Genomic DNA, 16861 nt, shown 5'->3' with positions numbered 1-16861 from the left:
GCCTGCGGTCAAGCCGGATATGCTGCTGAGGGCGGGGATTGCGCCCTGCCCCGCCCCCGCCTAAGTGGCGGGCATGTCCACTCCCCCCGTCCTTTCGTACGAAGACCTTGGCCTGGTCCAGGGCACCGGCTGGTTGTTCCGCGATATCAACCTCCATATCGGCCCGCGCGACCGGCTGGCGCTGATCGGGCGCAACGGGGCGGGCAAGACGACGATGCTGCGGCTGATCGCGGGCGAGATCGAGGCCGACCGCGGACGTCGCACCGTGCAGCCGGGCGTCCGCGTGGTGATGCTGGCGCAGGACCCGGATTTCAAGGGCTTTGCGACGCTGAGCGACTGGGCACTGGCGGGCGATGACGCCCCGCCCGCGCACGAGGTCGCCGCGATCGCCGACCAGATCGGCATCGACCTTTCGCGCGATGCGGCCACCGCCAGCGGGGGCGAACGCCGCCGCGCCGCGATCTGCCGCGCGCTGGCCAGCGAACCCGATGTGCTGCTGCTCGACGAGCCCACCAACCATCTCGACCTCGCCGCGATCGACTGGCTCGAAAGCTGGCTCGGTCGCTTCAATGGCGCGTTCGTCGTCATCAGCCATGACCGCACGTTCCTCGAGCGGCTGACCCGGCAGACGCTGTGGCTCGATCGCGGCAATCTGCGCCGTCAGGAAATCGGCTTTGGCGGCTATGAGGCCTGGATGGAGCAGGTCTATGCCGAAGAGGCGCGCGCCGCCGACAAGCTCGATGCCAAGCTGAAGATCGAGGCGCACTGGCTGGAGCGCGGCGTCACCGCACGGCGCAAGCGCAACCAGGGGCGCCTCGCCAAGCTGTGGGAGATGCGCGCGCAACGCGCCTCTATGCTCGGTCCGCAAGGCACAGCCAAGCTGGAGGCGGTGAGCGACAACAGCAAGACCAAGTCGGTGATCGTCGCCGACCGCGTGTTCAAGAGCTTCGGCGAGGGCGAAGCGAAGCGCACGATCATCAAGGACTTCTCGCTGCGCGTGCAGCGCGGCGACCGGATCGGCATTGTGGGCTCCAACGGCGCGGGCAAGACGACGCTGATCCGCCTGCTCACCGGCGAGCTCGAGCCCGATAGCGGCACGATCACCCTCGCCAAGACGCTCGACGGCGTCATCATCGACCAGCAACGCAAGCTGATGCAGCCCGAAAAGCGCGTGCGCGACGTGCTGGCCGAGGGCGGCGACTGGATCGATGTGCGCGGGGTGCGAAAGCACATCCAGGGCTATCTCAAGGAATTCCTGTTCGATCCCGGCCTGGTCGAGGCACGCATCGGAACGCTTTCGGGCGGCGAGCGCTCGCGCCTGCTGCTGGCGCGCGAATTTGCCCGCGCCTCGAACCTGCTGGTGCTCGACGAGCCGACCAACGATCTCGATCTGGAAACGCTCGACCTGCTGCAGGAGGTAATTTCGGATTATGACGGCACCGTGCTGATCGTCAGCCATGACCGCGACTTTCTCGATCGCACGGTGACGGTGACGCTGGGGCTCGACGGATCGGGCACGGTCGATGTCGTCGCGGGCGGCTATGCCGACTGGGAGAAGCAGCGCAAGCAGCGCATGGCGAACTGGGTCAAGTCGGGCGCGTCGAAAGCCGCAGCCACTGCGGCTGCCGCTGCGGCGCCTCCGCCGCCGCCCAGGCCCCAGCGCGCCAAGCTCAGCTACAAGGACCAGCGCGATTACGACACGCTGCCCGAGCGGATCGAGGCGATCGAAGCGGCGATCGCGCGCGACGAGGCGGCTTTGTCGGACCCCGATCTCTACACCCGCGATCCGGCGAAATTCGCCGCGCTGACCAAGGCGATCGAGAAGGCGCGCGACGAGAAGGACGCGGCGGAAATGCGCTGGCTGGAACTCGCGGAAATGGTCGAGGCGATGGGCTGACCGCCTGGCGTTCAGCGCCGCAGCAATTCCCAGTGCTCGCCTTCATAGGCGATCGAGGCTTCGACCAGCCGGTCCCAGAAATCGCCGATCAGGCCGACGGGAACGCCGAGCTCGAACGCTGCAGCCTTGGCCTGGGCGATCACCTGCGCCTTGCGCGCCTCGTCGCGGACCATCGAGCGGTCGGGCTTGATCCGGGCGGCGGCGCGCATATAGCCGAAACGCCGCGCGAACAGTTCGATGAGCTCGCGATCGAGCGCATCGACGCCTGCGCGCACCTCGGCCATGGTCGCGCAGTCTTCCGGTGCTTTGACAGTGTCTGACATGGCCTCCGGATAGCCGCGCCCGCAGCGCCTGTCGAGCGCGCGGCGCGACTTGACTCTCGCAGCCACCTTCGCCATAGGCCGCGCTTCGCAATTGGCCCTGCACCCCGGTGAAGCAGCGGCCGCATGGCGCATTATCGGCACCATGGCGCGATTCCGGGACTGGAAGCCGCAGCATTCAGGCTGTGGTTCGTCTGACACTCAGACAGCAAATTGGAGAATGACGCGTGTCCAAACGCAACAGTGCAAAGTACAAGCTCGATCGCCGCATGGGCGAGAACATCTGGGGTCGCCCCAAGTCGCCCGTCAACAAGCGCGAATACGGCCCCGGCCAGCACGGCCAGCGCCGCAAGGGCAAGATGTCCGACTTCGGCCTGCAGCTCCGCGCCAAGCAGAAGCTCAAGGGCTATTACGGCGAAATCACCGAGAAGCAGTTCAAGAAGAACTATACCGAAGCCAGCCGCATGAAGGGCGACACCAGCCAGAACCTGATCGGTCTGCTGGAACAGCGCCTCGACATGGTCGTCTATCGCGCCAAGTTCGCGCCGACCATCTTCGCTGCGCGCCAGATCGTCAGCCACGGCCACATCCGCGTCAACGGCGTGAAGTGCAACATCGCCTCGCGCAAGGTGAAGCCGGGTGACGTCGTGTCGCTGGGCAAGAAGGCGCAGGAAATGGCGCTGGTCATCGAAGCCCAGGGCCTGGCCGAGCGCGACATCCCCGATTATGTCGCTCCCGACGGCACCGACAAGGTCACCTTCACGCGCATTCCGACGCTGGACGAAGTGCCCTATCCGGTGAAGATGGAACCCAATCTGGTCGTCGAATTCTATTCGCGCTGATCGGTTTCATCACCGAAACAGATACGAAAAAGGCGGGCCGCAAAGCCCGCCTTTTTTGTTGCATCATTGGCCCGCAAACGCCTTTTCCATGAACGCGGCGCTGGTGCGCAAAAGTTCGGCGCGGATCTCGCCATCTTCCAGATAATGGTCGCGGTTCTTGTAGATGTGCAGCTCTGAACTGCGCCCGGCATCCTTCAGCTTGGCGTCCATGAGCTTGGCATGCCCCACGTCGACATTGCGGTCGATATCGCCATGGAACATCAGCACCGGCGCCTTGAACGCGGCGGCATTCTGCGCGGGTGAGCCTTCCTTGATATGCTTTCCCTCGCCAAGAAAATCGCGGACATAGGCATAGTCGCCCCAGCCATAGCTGTCGCTGCGCAGCAGGGCGAGGTCGGTCACCGGCGCGACCGCGACGACCGCCTTGAACAGGTCCGGCTCCAGCACATTGGATTGCAGCGCCGCGTAGCCGCCATAGGACCAGCCAAAAATGGCCATGCGTTTTGCGTCCGCGCCCTGCCTGGCCAGCCAGTGGGCGCCATCGTTGACATCACCGATCGCAAGTTGCCAGTCCTGGAATGCATTGCGCTTGAGCCAGCTCTGGCCATAGCCAGCCGATCCCCGGAAGTTGGGCTGCAGCACCGCATAGCCGCGCTGCGCAAAGAACTGGGGCAGCCAGTCGAATCCCCAACTGTCGCGCGCCTCCGGCCCGCCATGCGGCATCACCACCACAGGCAGCCCTGACGCACTGGTCTTGCCTGGTGGAAGCGTCAGATAGGCCGGTATCTGGGTTCCGTCGCGGGCCGGATAGGTTATCGACTGCATCTTGCCGAGCGCTACCTGTTCCAGGCCCGGCCGCATCGCGAGGAGATTGGCCAGCGTCTTGGCATCCCGGTCGAACAGGAAGAAGCGACCAGCATTGGTATCGCTGCCCGCCCAGATCAGCATCTTGCGCTCATCCTCGCTCGATTCGACCACCTCGACGATCGGCAGATGCGGGATCGCCTTGGCGAGTTGATCGACCATCTTCTGCACATCGGCATCGATATAGTGAATTTCGCCGGCGTCGGTCGTGTAACGCACGCCGATCACGCGCCCGCGCCGACCGATCCGAGCAAAACCGCTGACGTCGACCTCAGGGTGCGCGAACACCAGTGTTTCGGCATTGCTGCCATCGAGCGAGCGCCGAAAGGCTGCCAGCCGCCCGTCCACGCGGTTCAGGCCGTAGACGACATTCAGCTTGGGGTCGACGGCATAGGGGTCGAAGCCCTGTCGGCTCTTGTCCACGGTGCTCAATGGCAGCCAGTCCTTGCTGTCGGGCTTGCGATAATAATAGCGGCGCAGGCCCAGCTCGGCATTCTCGCGCGAGGACATCGTGCCCTTGATCCGCACTCTTCCATAACCGTCGGAGATGAACTCCATGGCTTCGAGATCGGGCTGCTCGACAATCTTGCTACGCAGGGTGCGCGTATCGACCAGATCGACTCCGGTGCCGGATTTCTTCTGCGCGATCAGCGTGCCGGAGCCGGACGAACTGACCGCCTCCTGCGGAATATATTCGCGCACCATCAGAATGTTGCCATCTTCGGATGGGTTCCAGTCGATGACATTGCCGCCGCTCAGCGCCACGCCGAGGCGCATGCCCGTACCGCCCTTGCGGACATTGATGACCTTGACCTCACCTCCGGCCGCATCGACCGCGATCAGGCGCGAGGCATAAAGCGGCCTGCCCTCCAGCATTACCGATGCGATGAGCATGCAGACGAGCCGATCGTTGCCCGACCAATGGCAGGATTCGATACGCTCCGGCTCACCATCGACCCGGAAGACCCCCCGCGGCGTCTGCGGGGTTGGCACCAGGTCGGCCACCATGACAGCGACACCCTGTCCACGGGTCGGCGAAAGATAGACCAGTTTGGTGCCGTCGGGCGAAAGGCTGGCGTTGGTCACCATTTCGCGGGCGCCGAATTGTTCCGCCATGTCGATCGATGGGGCGGCATCCCCAGTTTGCGCTGACAAGATAGCTGACGTCGATGCCGTCATCAGACTGGCAAGGATGCCAGCCACCCGGATAGAAAAACGCATCGCAGATCCACTCCCCAAACTCGATCGAGACAAAAATTGCCGTGAATACAAGCAGGAGGCAAGTGTGATCTGTTGATCGCAAAGAAAAAGGCGGACCACAGGCCCGCCTTTAACATCGCATCAAAATACATCCAAAATGGATTCAAATTCGCGATTACACCGTTTCGGGATCGAAGAAGAACAGGGCCTGGCTGATCGCCGCGCGCACCGTGTTGCGGTGGAAAGGCTTGGTGATCAGGAAGGCCGGCTCCGGACGCTCGCCGGTGAGCAGGCGTTCGGGGAAGGCGGTGATGAAGATCACGGGCACGTCGATCTCGCGCAGGATGTCGGCAACCGCATCGATACCCGAACTGTCATCGGCAAGCTGGATGTCGGCAAGGACCAGGCCCGGCTTGTCGCGGCGGGCCTGCTCGACCGCCTCGTCACGGGTTACGGCGATGCCGGTCACGTCATGGCCGAGGTCGCGCACGATCGTCTCGATATCCATCGCGATGATCGGCTCGTCCTCGATGATCAGAACCTTGGCCTTGATCTGGCTGTCGATCTCGCTCAGCGCCTCGCTGACCAGACTGGAGACGGTACGATCGTCCAGGCCCATCAGATAGGCGGTATCGGCGTTCGAGAAACCCTCCATCGCGGTCAGCAGCAGCGCCTGGCGCGACAGCGGCGGAATGCGCCGCAGACGCTGCTCGGCGAGCAGACGGCGCGAATCGTCATCGGCATCGGGATAGGCATCGAAGCTGTCGGCTTCCTCGCGGTCGTCATGCGTCGAACCCCAGATCACCTGGAACACGCGGTACAGACCCAGACGGGCATCGACATCGCTCGGGAACTGGTCGGGCGCGGCGATGATGGCCTGAAGCGTTGCCTTCACATAGGCATCGCCATGATGCTGATCGCCGGCGAGCGCCCGGCTGTAGCGCCGCAACAGGGGTAGATGGGGAGCGAGCGTCTGGCCCAGGGACATGCAATGAAACTCCTTTATCGGCTGGCGCCGTGTCTATGGCCTTCCGCCCCCCGTGTCAAAACCGGGGGCGCAAAGGGATGCCGGATGTGAAAGCAGACAAACCGAACCTCGGCTAAGGAACAATCCGCGCCGCAGTTTGTTTCCTTAAGCGAGACGTTTATGCACAATCCCGCACGATTTTGCGGGCTTGGCAGGGTTGGGACGGCTTGCTAAGCCCATTTCGGGACGGAATTTCAACAGGCGGGATGGGATGCTCGTGCATCGTGACAATGACGATCAGTCCGGCGGCAACAAGCCTGCGAAGGGCCGCGCCGGTACCAAGCCGCATCTGGTAAGCGAAAATCCGGCGCCGGGTGATCCGGCTGCGGCCGATCAACCCGGTGGTGACGACGGCAAGACCCACCTTATCGGGGATGCGCTGAAGTCGGTCTATCAGCGCACGCTTGAGGAGGAGATCCCGGACGACTTTCTGGATTTGCTCAAGCAGTTGAAATAATGCGCAAGGCAGACCGGGCGAAGTTCCCGTTTCTGGCGCCGATCACGCGCCTGTCGATCGGCACCCGCCTTTTCCTCATTCTTGCCATCGCCCTGCTGCCGCTCGCGCTCGGCGCAGTTGTTGCCAACCGCAGTCTGGCCGATACGGCGAACGAGGAGCGCAGCCGCCTGCTCCAGAAGAATGTCGACGATGCGGCCCTGCGGCTCAACTCGGCGATCGACAACGATCTTGCCATCCTCAGCGCCGCTGCTTCACAAATCGCGCTCGGCGAAGATCCGGCCAAGATCTGCCTCAACCTGCGCGAGCAGCTGGGGGCCAAGCAGACGCGCTTTGCCGCCCTGCTCTATGCCAATAATGCGGGACCTCCCGCGTGCCAGATCGGGGCAGTGCCGCGCATATTGCGCGAGGTGGGCGCAGATCCCGCTCCGCCGCGCGTCACCCTGGCTATCCCCGCCAAGGGCGCGATCTTTGTCACCCGGGGCCGGGTCTCGGTTGCGCGCGCCGCCGCCTATTACTCGTCCGACAGCCTGTTTGCGCTGGCTGATCCAGTGGATGATGTTCCGCTCTCGCAATTCGAGCTGCGCTCGCGCGACGATGTGCTGCCGCTGACGGAAATTCCCCCCAACTGGCAGCGCAGCCTGAATGCGCTGATGACCGCGCGGCGCATGGTGGCGGGCATCAATCTGGACCTGCGATATGTCCGGCCGAAACAGTCGCCGCCCGAATTCCTGGCCCAGATCATTCCATTCATCACCCTGCTGGCAGCCGCGATCATCGGCTGGCTGGTGGTCAACATCATGCTCATCCGTCCGCTGACGCTGCTGCAGCGCAAGGTGCGCCAGTACGAGATCGGCGAGCAGATGGCACCGATGGACAGGACCGCGTTCAACGCCAGCGAGATCGAGGAGCTGGACCAGGGCTTTGTCGCGCTGGCGCACAAGGTGTCGGTGGACCGCGAGGCGCTGGACGAGGGTCTGAAGCAGCAGGTGCTGCTGACGCGCGAAGTGCATCACCGGGTCAAGAACAACCTGCAGATCATCGCCAGCCTGATCAACCTGCACGCTCGCACGGCCGATTCCGATCCGGCCAAGCTCGCTTATGGCAAGATCCAGCGGCGCGTCGACGCGCTGGCGGTCGTCCATCGCAACCATTTTGCCGGCAACGAGCGCAACGAGGGCATCAATCTGCGCGCGCTGGTGGGCGAGCTGGCGGGCAGCTTCGAACATGCCGACAATGTGCACGGCGGCGACGGGCCCGATATCATGATCGATATCGACAATGTCCATGTCAGCCAGGATGTCGGCGTGCCGATCGCCTTTCTGCTGACCGAGATCCTCGAGCTGATCCACCTGACCCGGCCCGACGCGCCGATCCGCATCTCCGCCGTTCGCAAGAGCGACGATCCGGCCAAGATCGTGCTGCGCGTCGCGTCCCCGGCGCTTGGCCCCAATCCGGCGTTGGAGGAAATGCTGGGCGATGGCATCGACCGGGTGATGACCGGACTTGCCCGCCAGCTGCGCGCGCCGCTGGAGCGCGACACTGCGTTCGAGTGCATCGCGATTGCCGTGCCGGTCTTCGTTCCGGCGAAGGTCTGACGCGATATTGACTGGCCCGTCACGCTCACGCAGGCGCGAATGACGATCTAGCCACCCTTTGCATAATAGCGCGAGCGGAAGTCGTCGCCGAACTGCGCCATCCGGCCATCGCCGATCGCCGCGCGCATGCCCGCCATCAGGTCCTGATAGAAGCGCAGATTGTGCTCGGTCATCAGCATCGCGCCGAGCATCTCGCCCGATTTGACAAGGTGATGCAGATAGGCGCGGCTGAACCGGGTGCAGGCGGTGCAACCGCAAGCCTCGTCCAATGGTCCCTGGTCCTCGGCATGCCGCGCATTGCGGATGTTGATCGGCCCGTCCCAGGTGAACGCCTGGCCGTTGCGCCCCGATCGTGTCGGCAGCACGCAGTCGAACATGTCGACACCGCGCTCGACCGCGCCGACCAGATCGTCAGGCTTGCCCACGCCCATCAGATAGCGCGGGCGATCCTCGGGCAGCTGGCCGGGCGCATAATCGAGCACGGCGAACATCGCCTCCTGCCCCTCGCCCACCGCGAGGCCGCCGATCGCATAACCATCAAAGCCTATGTCGCGCAGCGCATCGGCGGATTGCTGGCGCAGTTGCTCATCGAGCGAGCCCTGCTGGATGCCGAACAGGGCAGCACGCTCGGCATGATCGCCGCCGCTGTCGAAGCCCTCGCGCGAGCGGCGCGCCCAGCGCATCGATTGCTCCATCGCGGCGGCCTGAACATCGCGCGTCGCGGTGGCGGGCACCAGTTCGTCGAACGCCATGACGATATCCGACCCCAGCAGCCGCTGGATCTCCATCGAGCGTTCGGGGCTCAGCATATGCTTCGACCCATCCAGATGGCTGCGGAACGCGACGCCCTCCTCGGTCACCTTGGTCAGCGCCGAAAGGCTCATCACCTGATAGCCGCCGCTGTCGGTCAGGATCGGGCGCGGCCAGTCCATGAACTTGTGCAGCCCGCCGAGCCGCGCCACCCGCTCCGCACCGGGGCGCAGCATCAGGTGATAGGTATTGCCCAGGATGATGTCCGCACCGAGCTCGCGCACCTCGGCAGGCTTCATACCCTTGACCGTGGCAGCGGTACCCACCGGCATGAACGCGGGCGTGCGGATGGTGCCGCGCTTCATGGCGAGCTCGCCCAGCCGGGCCTTGCCATCGCGCGCGGTGATCGAAAAGGCGAATCTGGGCGGGGTCTCGGTCATGGCGGCGCGCTCTAGCGGCTTTGGCCGCGCGGAGCAAAGGTTTGAAAGGCGCGAGGGGTTTGACGACTCGGCGGGCCTGTGTCAGCGATAGGGCCGGATCCAACGCCACAGGAAAGCCGCAGAATGTCGCACAGCCCAAGCCTCACCGCTCTTGCCTCGGCGCTGATCGCTGCGGCCTCGCTCGCGGCCTGTTCGCAGGACAAGCCGGCCGAGGCCGAGCAGACCAGCAGCAAGGCGATCGAAAAGGCGGCGACCGAATTGGCCGCGCAGGAAAAATGCTATGGTATCGCGCTCGCCAAGCAGAATGACTGCGCCGCCGGGCCCGGCACCAGCTGTGCGGGCACGTCGAATGTCGACTATCAGGGCAATGCCTGGAAGTTCACCGAGGCGGGCGAGTGCGAGAAACTGGGCGGATCGCTGACCGAAGTGGCCGACAACGATCCGCCGGTTCCGCCCAAGGGCTAGACCCTGTTCGCTTTTGATGGAATCAAAAGCTGGGTCTAGCTTTCTGTTTTGCCGTGATTTCCGAGCCGTGAAATGTTCCATTTCACTCGAAATCACTCTAGGCGATCAGAACACCGCCTTCGGGGTTTTCTCCTCCATCATCGCCGCGCGCACCATCGGCACCGGCGGTCCGCCATAGGATAGGAAGGCATCGTGGAACGCCTTCCACGCCTCGCGCCCGCCCTTGCCTGCGGTCCAGTCGGCGCGCAGCTTGCGGATCATCAGCTTGCCGAGCGTATAGTTGAGATAGCCCGGATCACATGTGCCGCGCAGCGCCTGCTGCCGGGCATTGCCCTCGTCGACATAGCATTGGTCGCGGAACAGCGCGATCGACTGGTCGACGCTCATGCCGCCGGTATGCAGGCCGATGGCCGACAGATAGCGGCAGTTGCGCAGCAGCGCGTTGGCAAGCTGGCCGATATGCACTTCCGGATCGCCCTTGCCGAGCCCGGCCTCCCACATCATCTCCTCGGTATAATGCGCCCAGCCTTCGGCATAGGCATAGCCGACGAACAGCCGGCCGAAGAACGACTTGGCGCGGTTGGCGTGGAGGAAGTTGAGGAAATGGCCGGGCCAGACCTCGTGCACGCTGGTGAACAGCAGGTCTTTCCTGGGCGGAATATATTCGGCCTGAACTTCCGGTGCCCATGACGGGTCGGGCGGCGAGATGTAATAGACCGACGGCAGGCCTTTCTCGTACGGCCCCGGAATATCGATATAGGCCGAATTCTGCCGGTTATAGGGCGGCGATTCCTCGACCTTGGCCTCTTCGGTTCCGGGGATCGAGACCAGATCCTTGTCGACCAGAAAGGCGCGCAGCTCGGGCAGCTGCCGCCGCGCCTCGGCGACCGGGCCATCTTCGGGCTTGTCCTTGGCAAGCTTGGCCATGCAATCGGGCATGGTCGCGCCCGGCGCGAATTGCGCGCAGGCGGTGGCGAGCGCCTGCTGGTTGCGTTTCAGATCCGCCTCGCCGATTGCCTCCAATTCGGCCAACGGCAGATCGACCATCTCGGTATCCACCAGCATCTGCGAGAACAGCTGGGGTCCGATGGCATAGCCGACCCTTGCCGTGGCCTTCTCGGCCTTGAGCCAGTCGGCCAGCCCCTGCATCGCTTTGCTCGCCTCGGCCGTGGCCGTCTCGAGATCCTTCTTGACCGCTTCGTCGCCCACCTCGGCAAACGCGGCGCGAGCATCGCCGGTGAAGAAGCTGGCATAGCCGCCGAAGGCATTGACGCCATAATCGATCGCATAGGGATCGAGCGGCGATTTGAGATTGGCCCTGATCTGCTCCGCCGCCTTGGGCACGGCACGCGCATAGGCGATGAACGCCCTGGCGCGCGTGGTCACATCGGCATAGGGCCGCGTCACATAGACCGACGGATCGAGCGTGCCGGTATAGAAGGCCGGGTTGCGGTGCGGCCAGTCGGCGGCCTTGAGCCAGAACAGCTCCCCCTTGACCACAGCGATCAGATAATCGCGCTCGAACCTCTGGTCCTCGTCCAACTTGGCGGGGTCCATCGCCTGCGCATCGGCGAGCGTCTTGTCGAGAAACGCGATCTGGTCCGCCAGCCCCTCTTCCGACCAGTCGGGCAGCCTGCCGTCGAACTCGTGCCGCCCCTGATAGACCGCGAAATCGGGATTGCGCGGGAAATAGCCGGTCAGAAAGCCGTCGAGGAACTTGCCCCATTCGCTGCCGGTATCGATGCCGGTGCCCTTTTCCGCCGGCTCCGAGGGAGCACCGCCGCTGCAGGAGACAGCGAGTGTCGCCAGCGAGACGGCGGCTAGAATGCGTTTGGCAAGATGCATATGGGCGACCTCTTGGATTTCCGGTTTCCGCCCTTGCTGGCACCCTTGCACGCGGTTGGAAAGAGGCATTTTTTTGCAGGCGCACAACAGCCTGGGCATGGTTCGGCCAAGTTCATCTTGCTTGCCGCACGGCACCGCCTGGCCTACCGACGCGGCCATGGAATCCGTAGCCGCTCCGCATCCGTTCACCATTGCCAATTACCGCGCCTATTGGCTGACGCGCCTGGCGTCGATGCTGGCGCTCTACTGCATGATGCTGATCGTCGGCTGGCAGGCCTATAATATCGCGCGCGAGACGATGGACATCGCCGCCAGTTCGGCGCGGCTCGGGATGATCGGGCTGTTGCAGTTCGCGCCGCTGTTCGTGCTCACTCCGCTGGTCGGCTGGATAGCGGACCGGATGGACCGCCGCCTCGTGGCCCGGATTGTACTGTTCTGCCAGGCCGGTATCGCGGCGACGCTGGCCTGGACGACGGCGCAAGGCCTGATCAGCCTGCCGATCCTGTACATCATCGCTGCGATGCTGGGGACCGCGCGCGCGTTCCTGGGCCCGTCGCTGAGCGCGCTCGCGCCCAATCTGGTACCCAAGGCCTCGCTGCCGACCGCGATCGCGCTGTCCTCGATCGCCTGGCAATCGGGCATGCTGATCGGCCCTGCCATGGCCGGACCGCTTTATGCCATCCGGCCCGACCTGCCCTATATCGTCAGCGCCTGTCTCTATGCGCTGGCGGGCCTCGCCATGCTGACCGTCGGCCCCGTGCCGCGCACGATCATGGACAGGGGCAAGGGACCGATCGCGCAGATCATCGACGGCATGGCCTATGTCGGCCAGAACAAGCTGGTGCTGGGCGTGATCACGCTCGATCTCTTCGCGGTGTTCCTGGCCGGCTCCACCGCTTTGCTGCCGGTGTTCGCGCGCGACATATTGAAGGTCGGCGAACAGGGCCTGTCGCTGCTCGCCTCCTCCCCGGCTGCCGGCGCAGCCCTCGTGGCGTTCGTCTTCTCGTTCCGCCCGATCCGGACCAATGTCGGCAACAAGATGCTGGTCAGCGTGCTGCTGTTCGGTCTTGTGACGGTGATCTTCGGCTTCAGCCGTATTCTCGTCGTCTCGATGGCCTGCCTGTTCGTCGCAGGCGCAGCGGACATGTTCAGCGTCTATGTCCGCCAGTCGCTGATCCAGCTCAACACGCCCGACGACAAGCGCGGGCGGGTTTCGGCGGTCTCGCTGCTGACGGTCTCCGCCTCGAACGAACTCGGCGATGCCTTTTCGGGCATGCTCGCCTGGCTGATCGGCCCGGTGGCAGCGGTTGTGGCGGGCGGCGGCGGCGCTATATTGATCACGGCGCTCTGGTCCCGGCTGTTCCCGCAGATCGGGGCCGCGCGCAGCTTCGATCCTGCCGAGGAAGAAGCCTGATCCCCATTTGACAGCGCCAGACATACAGGCGCGCTGAAGCAGGAGACACTTCGACATGATCGCTGCCAATATTCTCGAAACCATCGGCAAGACCCCGCATGTCCGCATCAACCGGCTGTTCGGCGACGCGCAGGTATGGATCAAGTCCGAACGCTCGAACCCGGGCGGATCGATCAAGGACCGAATCGCGCTAGCGATGATCGAGGCGGCGGAGGCCGATGGCTCGCTCAAGCCCGGCGGCACGATCATCGAGCCGACATCGGGCAATACCGGCGTGGGCCTGGCGATGGTCGCGGCGGTCAAGGGCTATAAGCTCGTTCTCGTGATGCCCGAAAGCATGTCGATCGAACGGCGGCGGCTGATGCTGGCTTATGGCGCGACCTTCGACCTGACGCCGCGCGAAAAGGGCATGAAGGGCGCGATCGAGCGCGCGCAGGAGCTGATCGAGCAGACCCCCGGCGCATGGATGCCGCAGCAGTTCGAGAATGCCGCGAACATCTCGGTGCATGTGCGGACCACCGCGCAGGAGATTCTCAACGATTTTGCCGATTCGCCGATCGACGTGATGATCACGGGTGTCGGCACGGGCGGTCACATCACCGGATGCGCCGAGGAGTTGAAAAAGCACTGGCCCGCGCTCAAGGTCTATGCGGTCGAACCGACGCTTTCCCCCGTGATTTCGGGCGGTCAGCCCGGACCGCACCCGATCCAGGGCATCGGCGCGGGCTTCATCCCCGGCAACCTGCACACGCGGCTGCTCGATGGCGTGATCCAGGTCGATCCCGCCGATGCCAAGCAGATGGCGCGCCGCTCCGCCAGCGAAGAGGGCATGCTGGTCGGTATCTCGTCCGGCGCAACGCTGGCCGCGATCGCGCAGAAGCTCTCCGATCTGCCCGCAGGATCGCGCGTACTGGGCTTCAATTATGATACCGGCGAGCGCTATCTGTCGGTACCCGATTTCCTGCCCGAATAAGGCTCGCGCAACCCGCCACATGAGCGCCTGCGCCATTCCCGGCGAATCGATCCGATCCGCCGGGCAGCTGCATGACCTTTTCATCCAATACTGGCACAATCCGTCCTGCAAACCTTCCGACTGCACCGGAACGGACGCAACTAGCGCGTCCTGACCGGGAATCATTCCATTCCGGCTCGAGTTGAGATATATCCGAAGTGAAGGTTAATGTATCCAAAGTGGATATACCGTCAAATCGGGGGGATATCTTGGAGCCAAGTCGCATAGAATTGACCGACGTGCAGGTCAGTTGTCTGCGCCTTGTGGCAGATGGCTATACTTCCAAGCAGATCGCCAAGAAATTGGGGCTGACCCCAATGACGGTCGACCAATATCTTCAGCGCGCCAAGACGGCGATGGGCGCGCCCGATCGACGCACGGCCGCGCGCTGGCTCGCCGAAAGCCAGCAAATTCCGCCATTCAAGTCTTTTGAACTCAAACCGCCGCCGGTTGTCGAGCCGGCCAATGATGTGACACCTCCTGTGGCGTCGGCAGCGGATATGCCGAACGCTGAAGCCACCGGCCAGTGGCAGATGCGGTTCGGACATCCTCCTGTCGGCGGCATCAGAACATCGCTGGACGCAAGCCAGAAGACGACGACCATCCTGCGGATCGCAGGCCTGTCGCTCATCTATACGACGGCATTTGCGCTGGTGCTTGGCGGGGCGCTCAGGGCGTTCAGCTGATCTGGTGCCTGGATCGCCAACTCGTGCACCGTGACCGGTGCGAGAAGGAGAAGACCCATGCACATCGATGGTAACGCCGTCCGCATTGTCGCCCAGGATACCCGCTCGTCCTTTGCCAGCTATGATCGCGCCATTCTCGACGCGGCCCGGCTTTCGATGACCATGCTCGAAGCGAACGCGCTTTCCGAAGTCCCTGCTCGCGACTCGCAGATCGCCCTGCGCGCCATCCATGAAAGCACCGGTCACCTCATTTCTGCACGCGGCAGCATGGTGAAGCTGGTCGGCCATCTGAATTCGGTCAAGCGCCGCAGCGATCAGGCCCCGATGAATGTCGGGTGCCCCGGTCCCACGCCTCTCGGGTCGCTCCAGGACGAGGCGTCGGAAGCCGAACCCGCGTTCGGATGACCATCGGTCGGCAATGCGTTGAGCCACGACCATGATCACGATCATCTTCTGGCTCTTCGCATTGCTGAGCGGCAGCTTTGTTTGGCTGCACGGAAAGTCTGAAGGCAGACGCGCAATCCTGCTGTTTCTGGCCGCAACGCTGCTGACCGCGGCCGTCCAGGTGCTGCACACCCGGTGGCAGCAGACGCATTGGCCGCTGATGGCGGTCGATACCGCCTATCTGGTCGCCGCCTATGTCTTCGCGTTGCGCAGCGACCGTTACTGGCCGCTCTGGATCGCCGCCTTTCAGCTTCTCACCGTAGCCACCCATTTCGCGACGATCATCGCTCCGGATTATCTGCCGAAGATATACTCGGCGATTGCCACCTTCTGGGTAGTTCCCCTGCTGCTCAGCATGGTTGCCGGGGTGTATCTCGATCACCGCGCACTCAAACGCTTGGTGCCCCCCCAATGACCCAATTCTATTGCCTCATCCTCGTCCCCGAAACCGGCGAGGCGACACCACCCCAGCCGCTGCTCGACGCCAACGAACCCTGGAAGGCGCGCGCCGAAGCGGCCAGCCGCTATCTCAAGCTGCGCAGCCAGCGCGACGCCATTGCTGGCCCCAGCCTGTTGTCCGATCCCGCCTGGGACATGCTGCTCGATCTCTTCGTCGGCCATATCACCGGGCGCGATGTTTCGGTGACCAGCGCCTGTCTCGCCTCGCGCCGCCCGGCCACCACGTCGCTGCGCTATATCGAGCGCATGGCGAAACAGGGGCTGATCCGCCGCGAGAAAGACTGCAACGACAATCGCAAGGTCTATCTGCGGATGACCGAAAAGGCATTCCGCGCGGTGGCGAAATGGATCGATGCACTGCGCGACGAGCTGATCACCGCGTGAGAGCTTCGCCTTTGCCCTGCGCAATGGGCTGAAACTGTGTCATCATGCGCTGCCCGAACCGATGGAGCAGCGCATGGTGACCAGACCGCTTCTGCGGGAACTGCATGACGAGGTGATCGAAACGGTCGCCGCCGACGGCAAGCGCATCTGCCTGCGCTCGATCCGCCAGTCGGATGAGGACCGCATGCGCGAAGGCATAAAGCGGCTGTCCGAACAGTCGCGCTACATGCGCTTCTTCTCGGTCCAGCCGATGCCCTCCGATCCGGTGATCGACAGGCTGCTCGATGCCGACGGGCACGATCATATCGCCTGGGGAGCGATCCATCTCGACGGCATGGACAATCCTGCCGTCGGTGCCGTCCATGCGATTCGCAGCGAAGATCACCCACATGCCGGCGAATTCTCGGTCGCGGTGCTCGATGATTATCACGGGCTCGGCCTCGCCCGCATGCTGACCACGGTGCTTCTGATTCATTGCGAGGTCGAGGCAATGTGCGAGCTGGAAGTCCAGACGCTCGCGGAGAACATGCCCGCCATTCGGTTCATTCTTTCCATCGGTGCCCAGCGGCGCGAGAGCGAGGCTGGCATTATCAGCTTCCGACTACCGGTCAGGCCCGCAATCCGGCAGATTTCCGCCACTTCCGATCTGCAAGGCGTGCGGGACATCCTCAGTGCGCTCGCCCGCTATATCCCGACGGACGACAGTCCCTGTGCCGCTTTGGGACAATGAAGCCGGCGCTTTGCAGTGCGCCTCCAACTA

The 16861-nt window shown here is 63.8% G+C and carries 17 protein-coding genes; 12 read left to right on the top strand and 5 right to left on the bottom strand.

Annotated features, from left to right (window positions below; all coding sequences use genetic code 11):
• The first annotated feature begins 73 nt into the window (after positions 1 to 73).
• Positions 74 to 1897, top strand: coding sequence for an ABC-F family ATP-binding cassette domain-containing protein (locus tag OPU69_RS09030; RefSeq protein ID WP_066043528.1), 1824 nt, complete (start codon positions 74 to 76; stop codon positions 1895 to 1897).
• An 11-nt stretch (positions 1898 to 1908) separates the two neighbouring features.
• On the opposite strand, the gene OPU69_RS09025 is transcribed toward OPU69_RS09030, so the two are convergent.
• Positions 1909 to 2220: a chorismate mutase gene (locus tag OPU69_RS09025; RefSeq protein ID WP_060977469.1), complete on the bottom strand. Its 312-nt coding sequence runs from the start codon at positions 2218 to 2220 to the stop codon at positions 1909 to 1911.
• A 224-nt stretch (positions 2221 to 2444) separates the two neighbouring features.
• Here OPU69_RS09025 and rpsD point away from each other — a divergent pair, with 224 nt between their 5' ends.
• Complete coding sequence (gene rpsD / locus OPU69_RS09020) at positions 2445 to 3059, top strand: 30S ribosomal protein S4 (protein WP_023836510.1); 615 nt, start codon at positions 2445 to 2447, stop codon at positions 3057 to 3059.
• 63 nt (positions 3060 to 3122) lie between these two features.
• Here the strand turns inward: rpsD and OPU69_RS09015 are convergent, their stop codons facing one another.
• On the bottom strand, positions 3123 to 5078 hold the full coding sequence (locus tag OPU69_RS09015; RefSeq protein ID WP_498510469.1) for an alpha/beta hydrolase family protein: 1956 nt from the start codon (positions 5076 to 5078) through the stop codon (positions 3123 to 3125).
• 220 nt (positions 5079 to 5298) lie between these two features.
• Entirely contained in the window at positions 5299 to 6111 is an 813-nt protein-coding gene (locus OPU69_RS09010; RefSeq protein ID WP_060977458.1) for a response regulator, read from the bottom strand.
• 250 nt (positions 6112 to 6361) lie between these two features.
• On the opposite strand from OPU69_RS09010, the gene OPU69_RS09005 reads away from it, so the two are divergent.
• Both OPU69_RS09005 and OPU69_RS09000 read left to right on the top strand, forming a co-directional pair.
• Entirely contained in the window at positions 6362 to 6607 is a 246-nt protein-coding gene (locus OPU69_RS09005) for a NepR family anti-sigma factor (RefSeq protein WP_498510467.1), read from the top strand.
• Positions 6607 to 8202 (top strand): sensor histidine kinase, encoded by a 1596-nt coding sequence (locus OPU69_RS09000; RefSeq protein ID WP_060977460.1) that lies wholly within the window; start codon positions 6607 to 6609, stop codon positions 8200 to 8202. Before OPU69_RS09005 ends, OPU69_RS09000 begins: the two co-directional genes overlap by 1 nt.
• A gap of 47 nt (positions 8203 to 8249) precedes the next feature.
• Here the strand turns inward: OPU69_RS09000 and tgt are convergent, their stop codons facing one another.
• Positions 8250 to 9392 (bottom strand): tRNA guanosine(34) transglycosylase Tgt, encoded by a 1143-nt coding sequence (gene tgt / locus OPU69_RS08995; RefSeq protein ID WP_498510465.1) that lies wholly within the window; start codon positions 9390 to 9392, stop codon positions 8250 to 8252.
• A 123-nt stretch (positions 9393 to 9515) separates the two neighbouring features.
• Here tgt and OPU69_RS08990 point away from each other — a divergent pair, with 123 nt between their 5' ends.
• A complete protein-coding gene (locus OPU69_RS08990; protein WP_060977462.1) occupies positions 9516 to 9857 on the top strand; it encodes a BufA1 family periplasmic bufferin-type metallophore in 342 nt (113 codons plus the stop codon).
• Between the two features lie 105 nt (positions 9858 to 9962).
• Here OPU69_RS08990 and OPU69_RS08985 read toward each other — a convergent pair whose 3' ends face one another.
• Positions 9963 to 11702 carry a DUF885 domain-containing protein gene (locus OPU69_RS08985; protein ID WP_498510463.1) on the bottom strand — a complete coding sequence of 580 codons (1740 nt, stop codon included), beginning with the start codon at positions 11700 to 11702 and terminating at the stop codon, positions 9963 to 9965.
• A gap of 157 nt (positions 11703 to 11859) precedes the next feature.
• Between OPU69_RS08985 and OPU69_RS08980 the strand changes: the two genes are divergently transcribed.
• From OPU69_RS08980 to OPU69_RS08950, 7 genes are all read left to right on the top strand, one after another.
• Entirely contained in the window at positions 11860 to 13116 is a 1257-nt protein-coding gene (locus tag OPU69_RS08980) for an MFS transporter (RefSeq protein ID WP_060977464.1), read from the top strand.
• Positions 13117 to 13171: 55 nt separating this feature from the next.
• The gene (gene cysK / locus OPU69_RS08975; protein ID WP_060977465.1) at positions 13172 to 14089 is read left to right on the top strand and encodes a cysteine synthase A; all 918 of its coding nucleotides are present in this window, start codon (positions 13172 to 13174) and stop codon (positions 14087 to 14089) included.
• 278 nt (positions 14090 to 14367) lie between these two features.
• On the top strand, positions 14368 to 14814 hold the full coding sequence (locus OPU69_RS08970; RefSeq protein ID WP_498510522.1) for a helix-turn-helix domain-containing protein: 447 nt from the start codon (positions 14368 to 14370) through the stop codon (positions 14812 to 14814).
• 57 nt (positions 14815 to 14871) lie between these two features.
• Positions 14872 to 15219 carry a hypothetical protein gene (locus tag OPU69_RS08965; protein WP_060977467.1) on the top strand — a complete coding sequence of 116 codons (348 nt, stop codon included), beginning with the start codon at positions 14872 to 14874 and terminating at the stop codon, positions 15217 to 15219.
• Between the two features lie 31 nt (positions 15220 to 15250).
• Positions 15251 to 15673 carry a hypothetical protein gene (locus OPU69_RS08960; protein ID WP_498510460.1) on the top strand — a complete coding sequence of 141 codons (423 nt, stop codon included), beginning with the start codon at positions 15251 to 15253 and terminating at the stop codon, positions 15671 to 15673.
• A complete protein-coding gene (locus OPU69_RS08955; protein ID WP_066043534.1) occupies positions 15670 to 16101 on the top strand; it encodes a helix-turn-helix domain-containing protein in 432 nt (143 codons plus the stop codon). Before OPU69_RS08960 ends, OPU69_RS08955 begins: the two co-directional genes overlap by 4 nt.
• A gap of 73 nt (positions 16102 to 16174) precedes the next feature.
• Positions 16175 to 16831, top strand: coding sequence for a GNAT family N-acetyltransferase (locus OPU69_RS08950; protein WP_067512713.1), 657 nt, complete (start codon positions 16175 to 16177; stop codon positions 16829 to 16831).
• Positions 16832 to 16861 lie beyond the last annotated feature (30 nt).

The sequence above is a fragment of the Blastomonas sp. 34TW genome (genome assembly GCF_059803595.1).
This window is presented reverse-complemented; position numbering and strand designations above follow the sequence as displayed.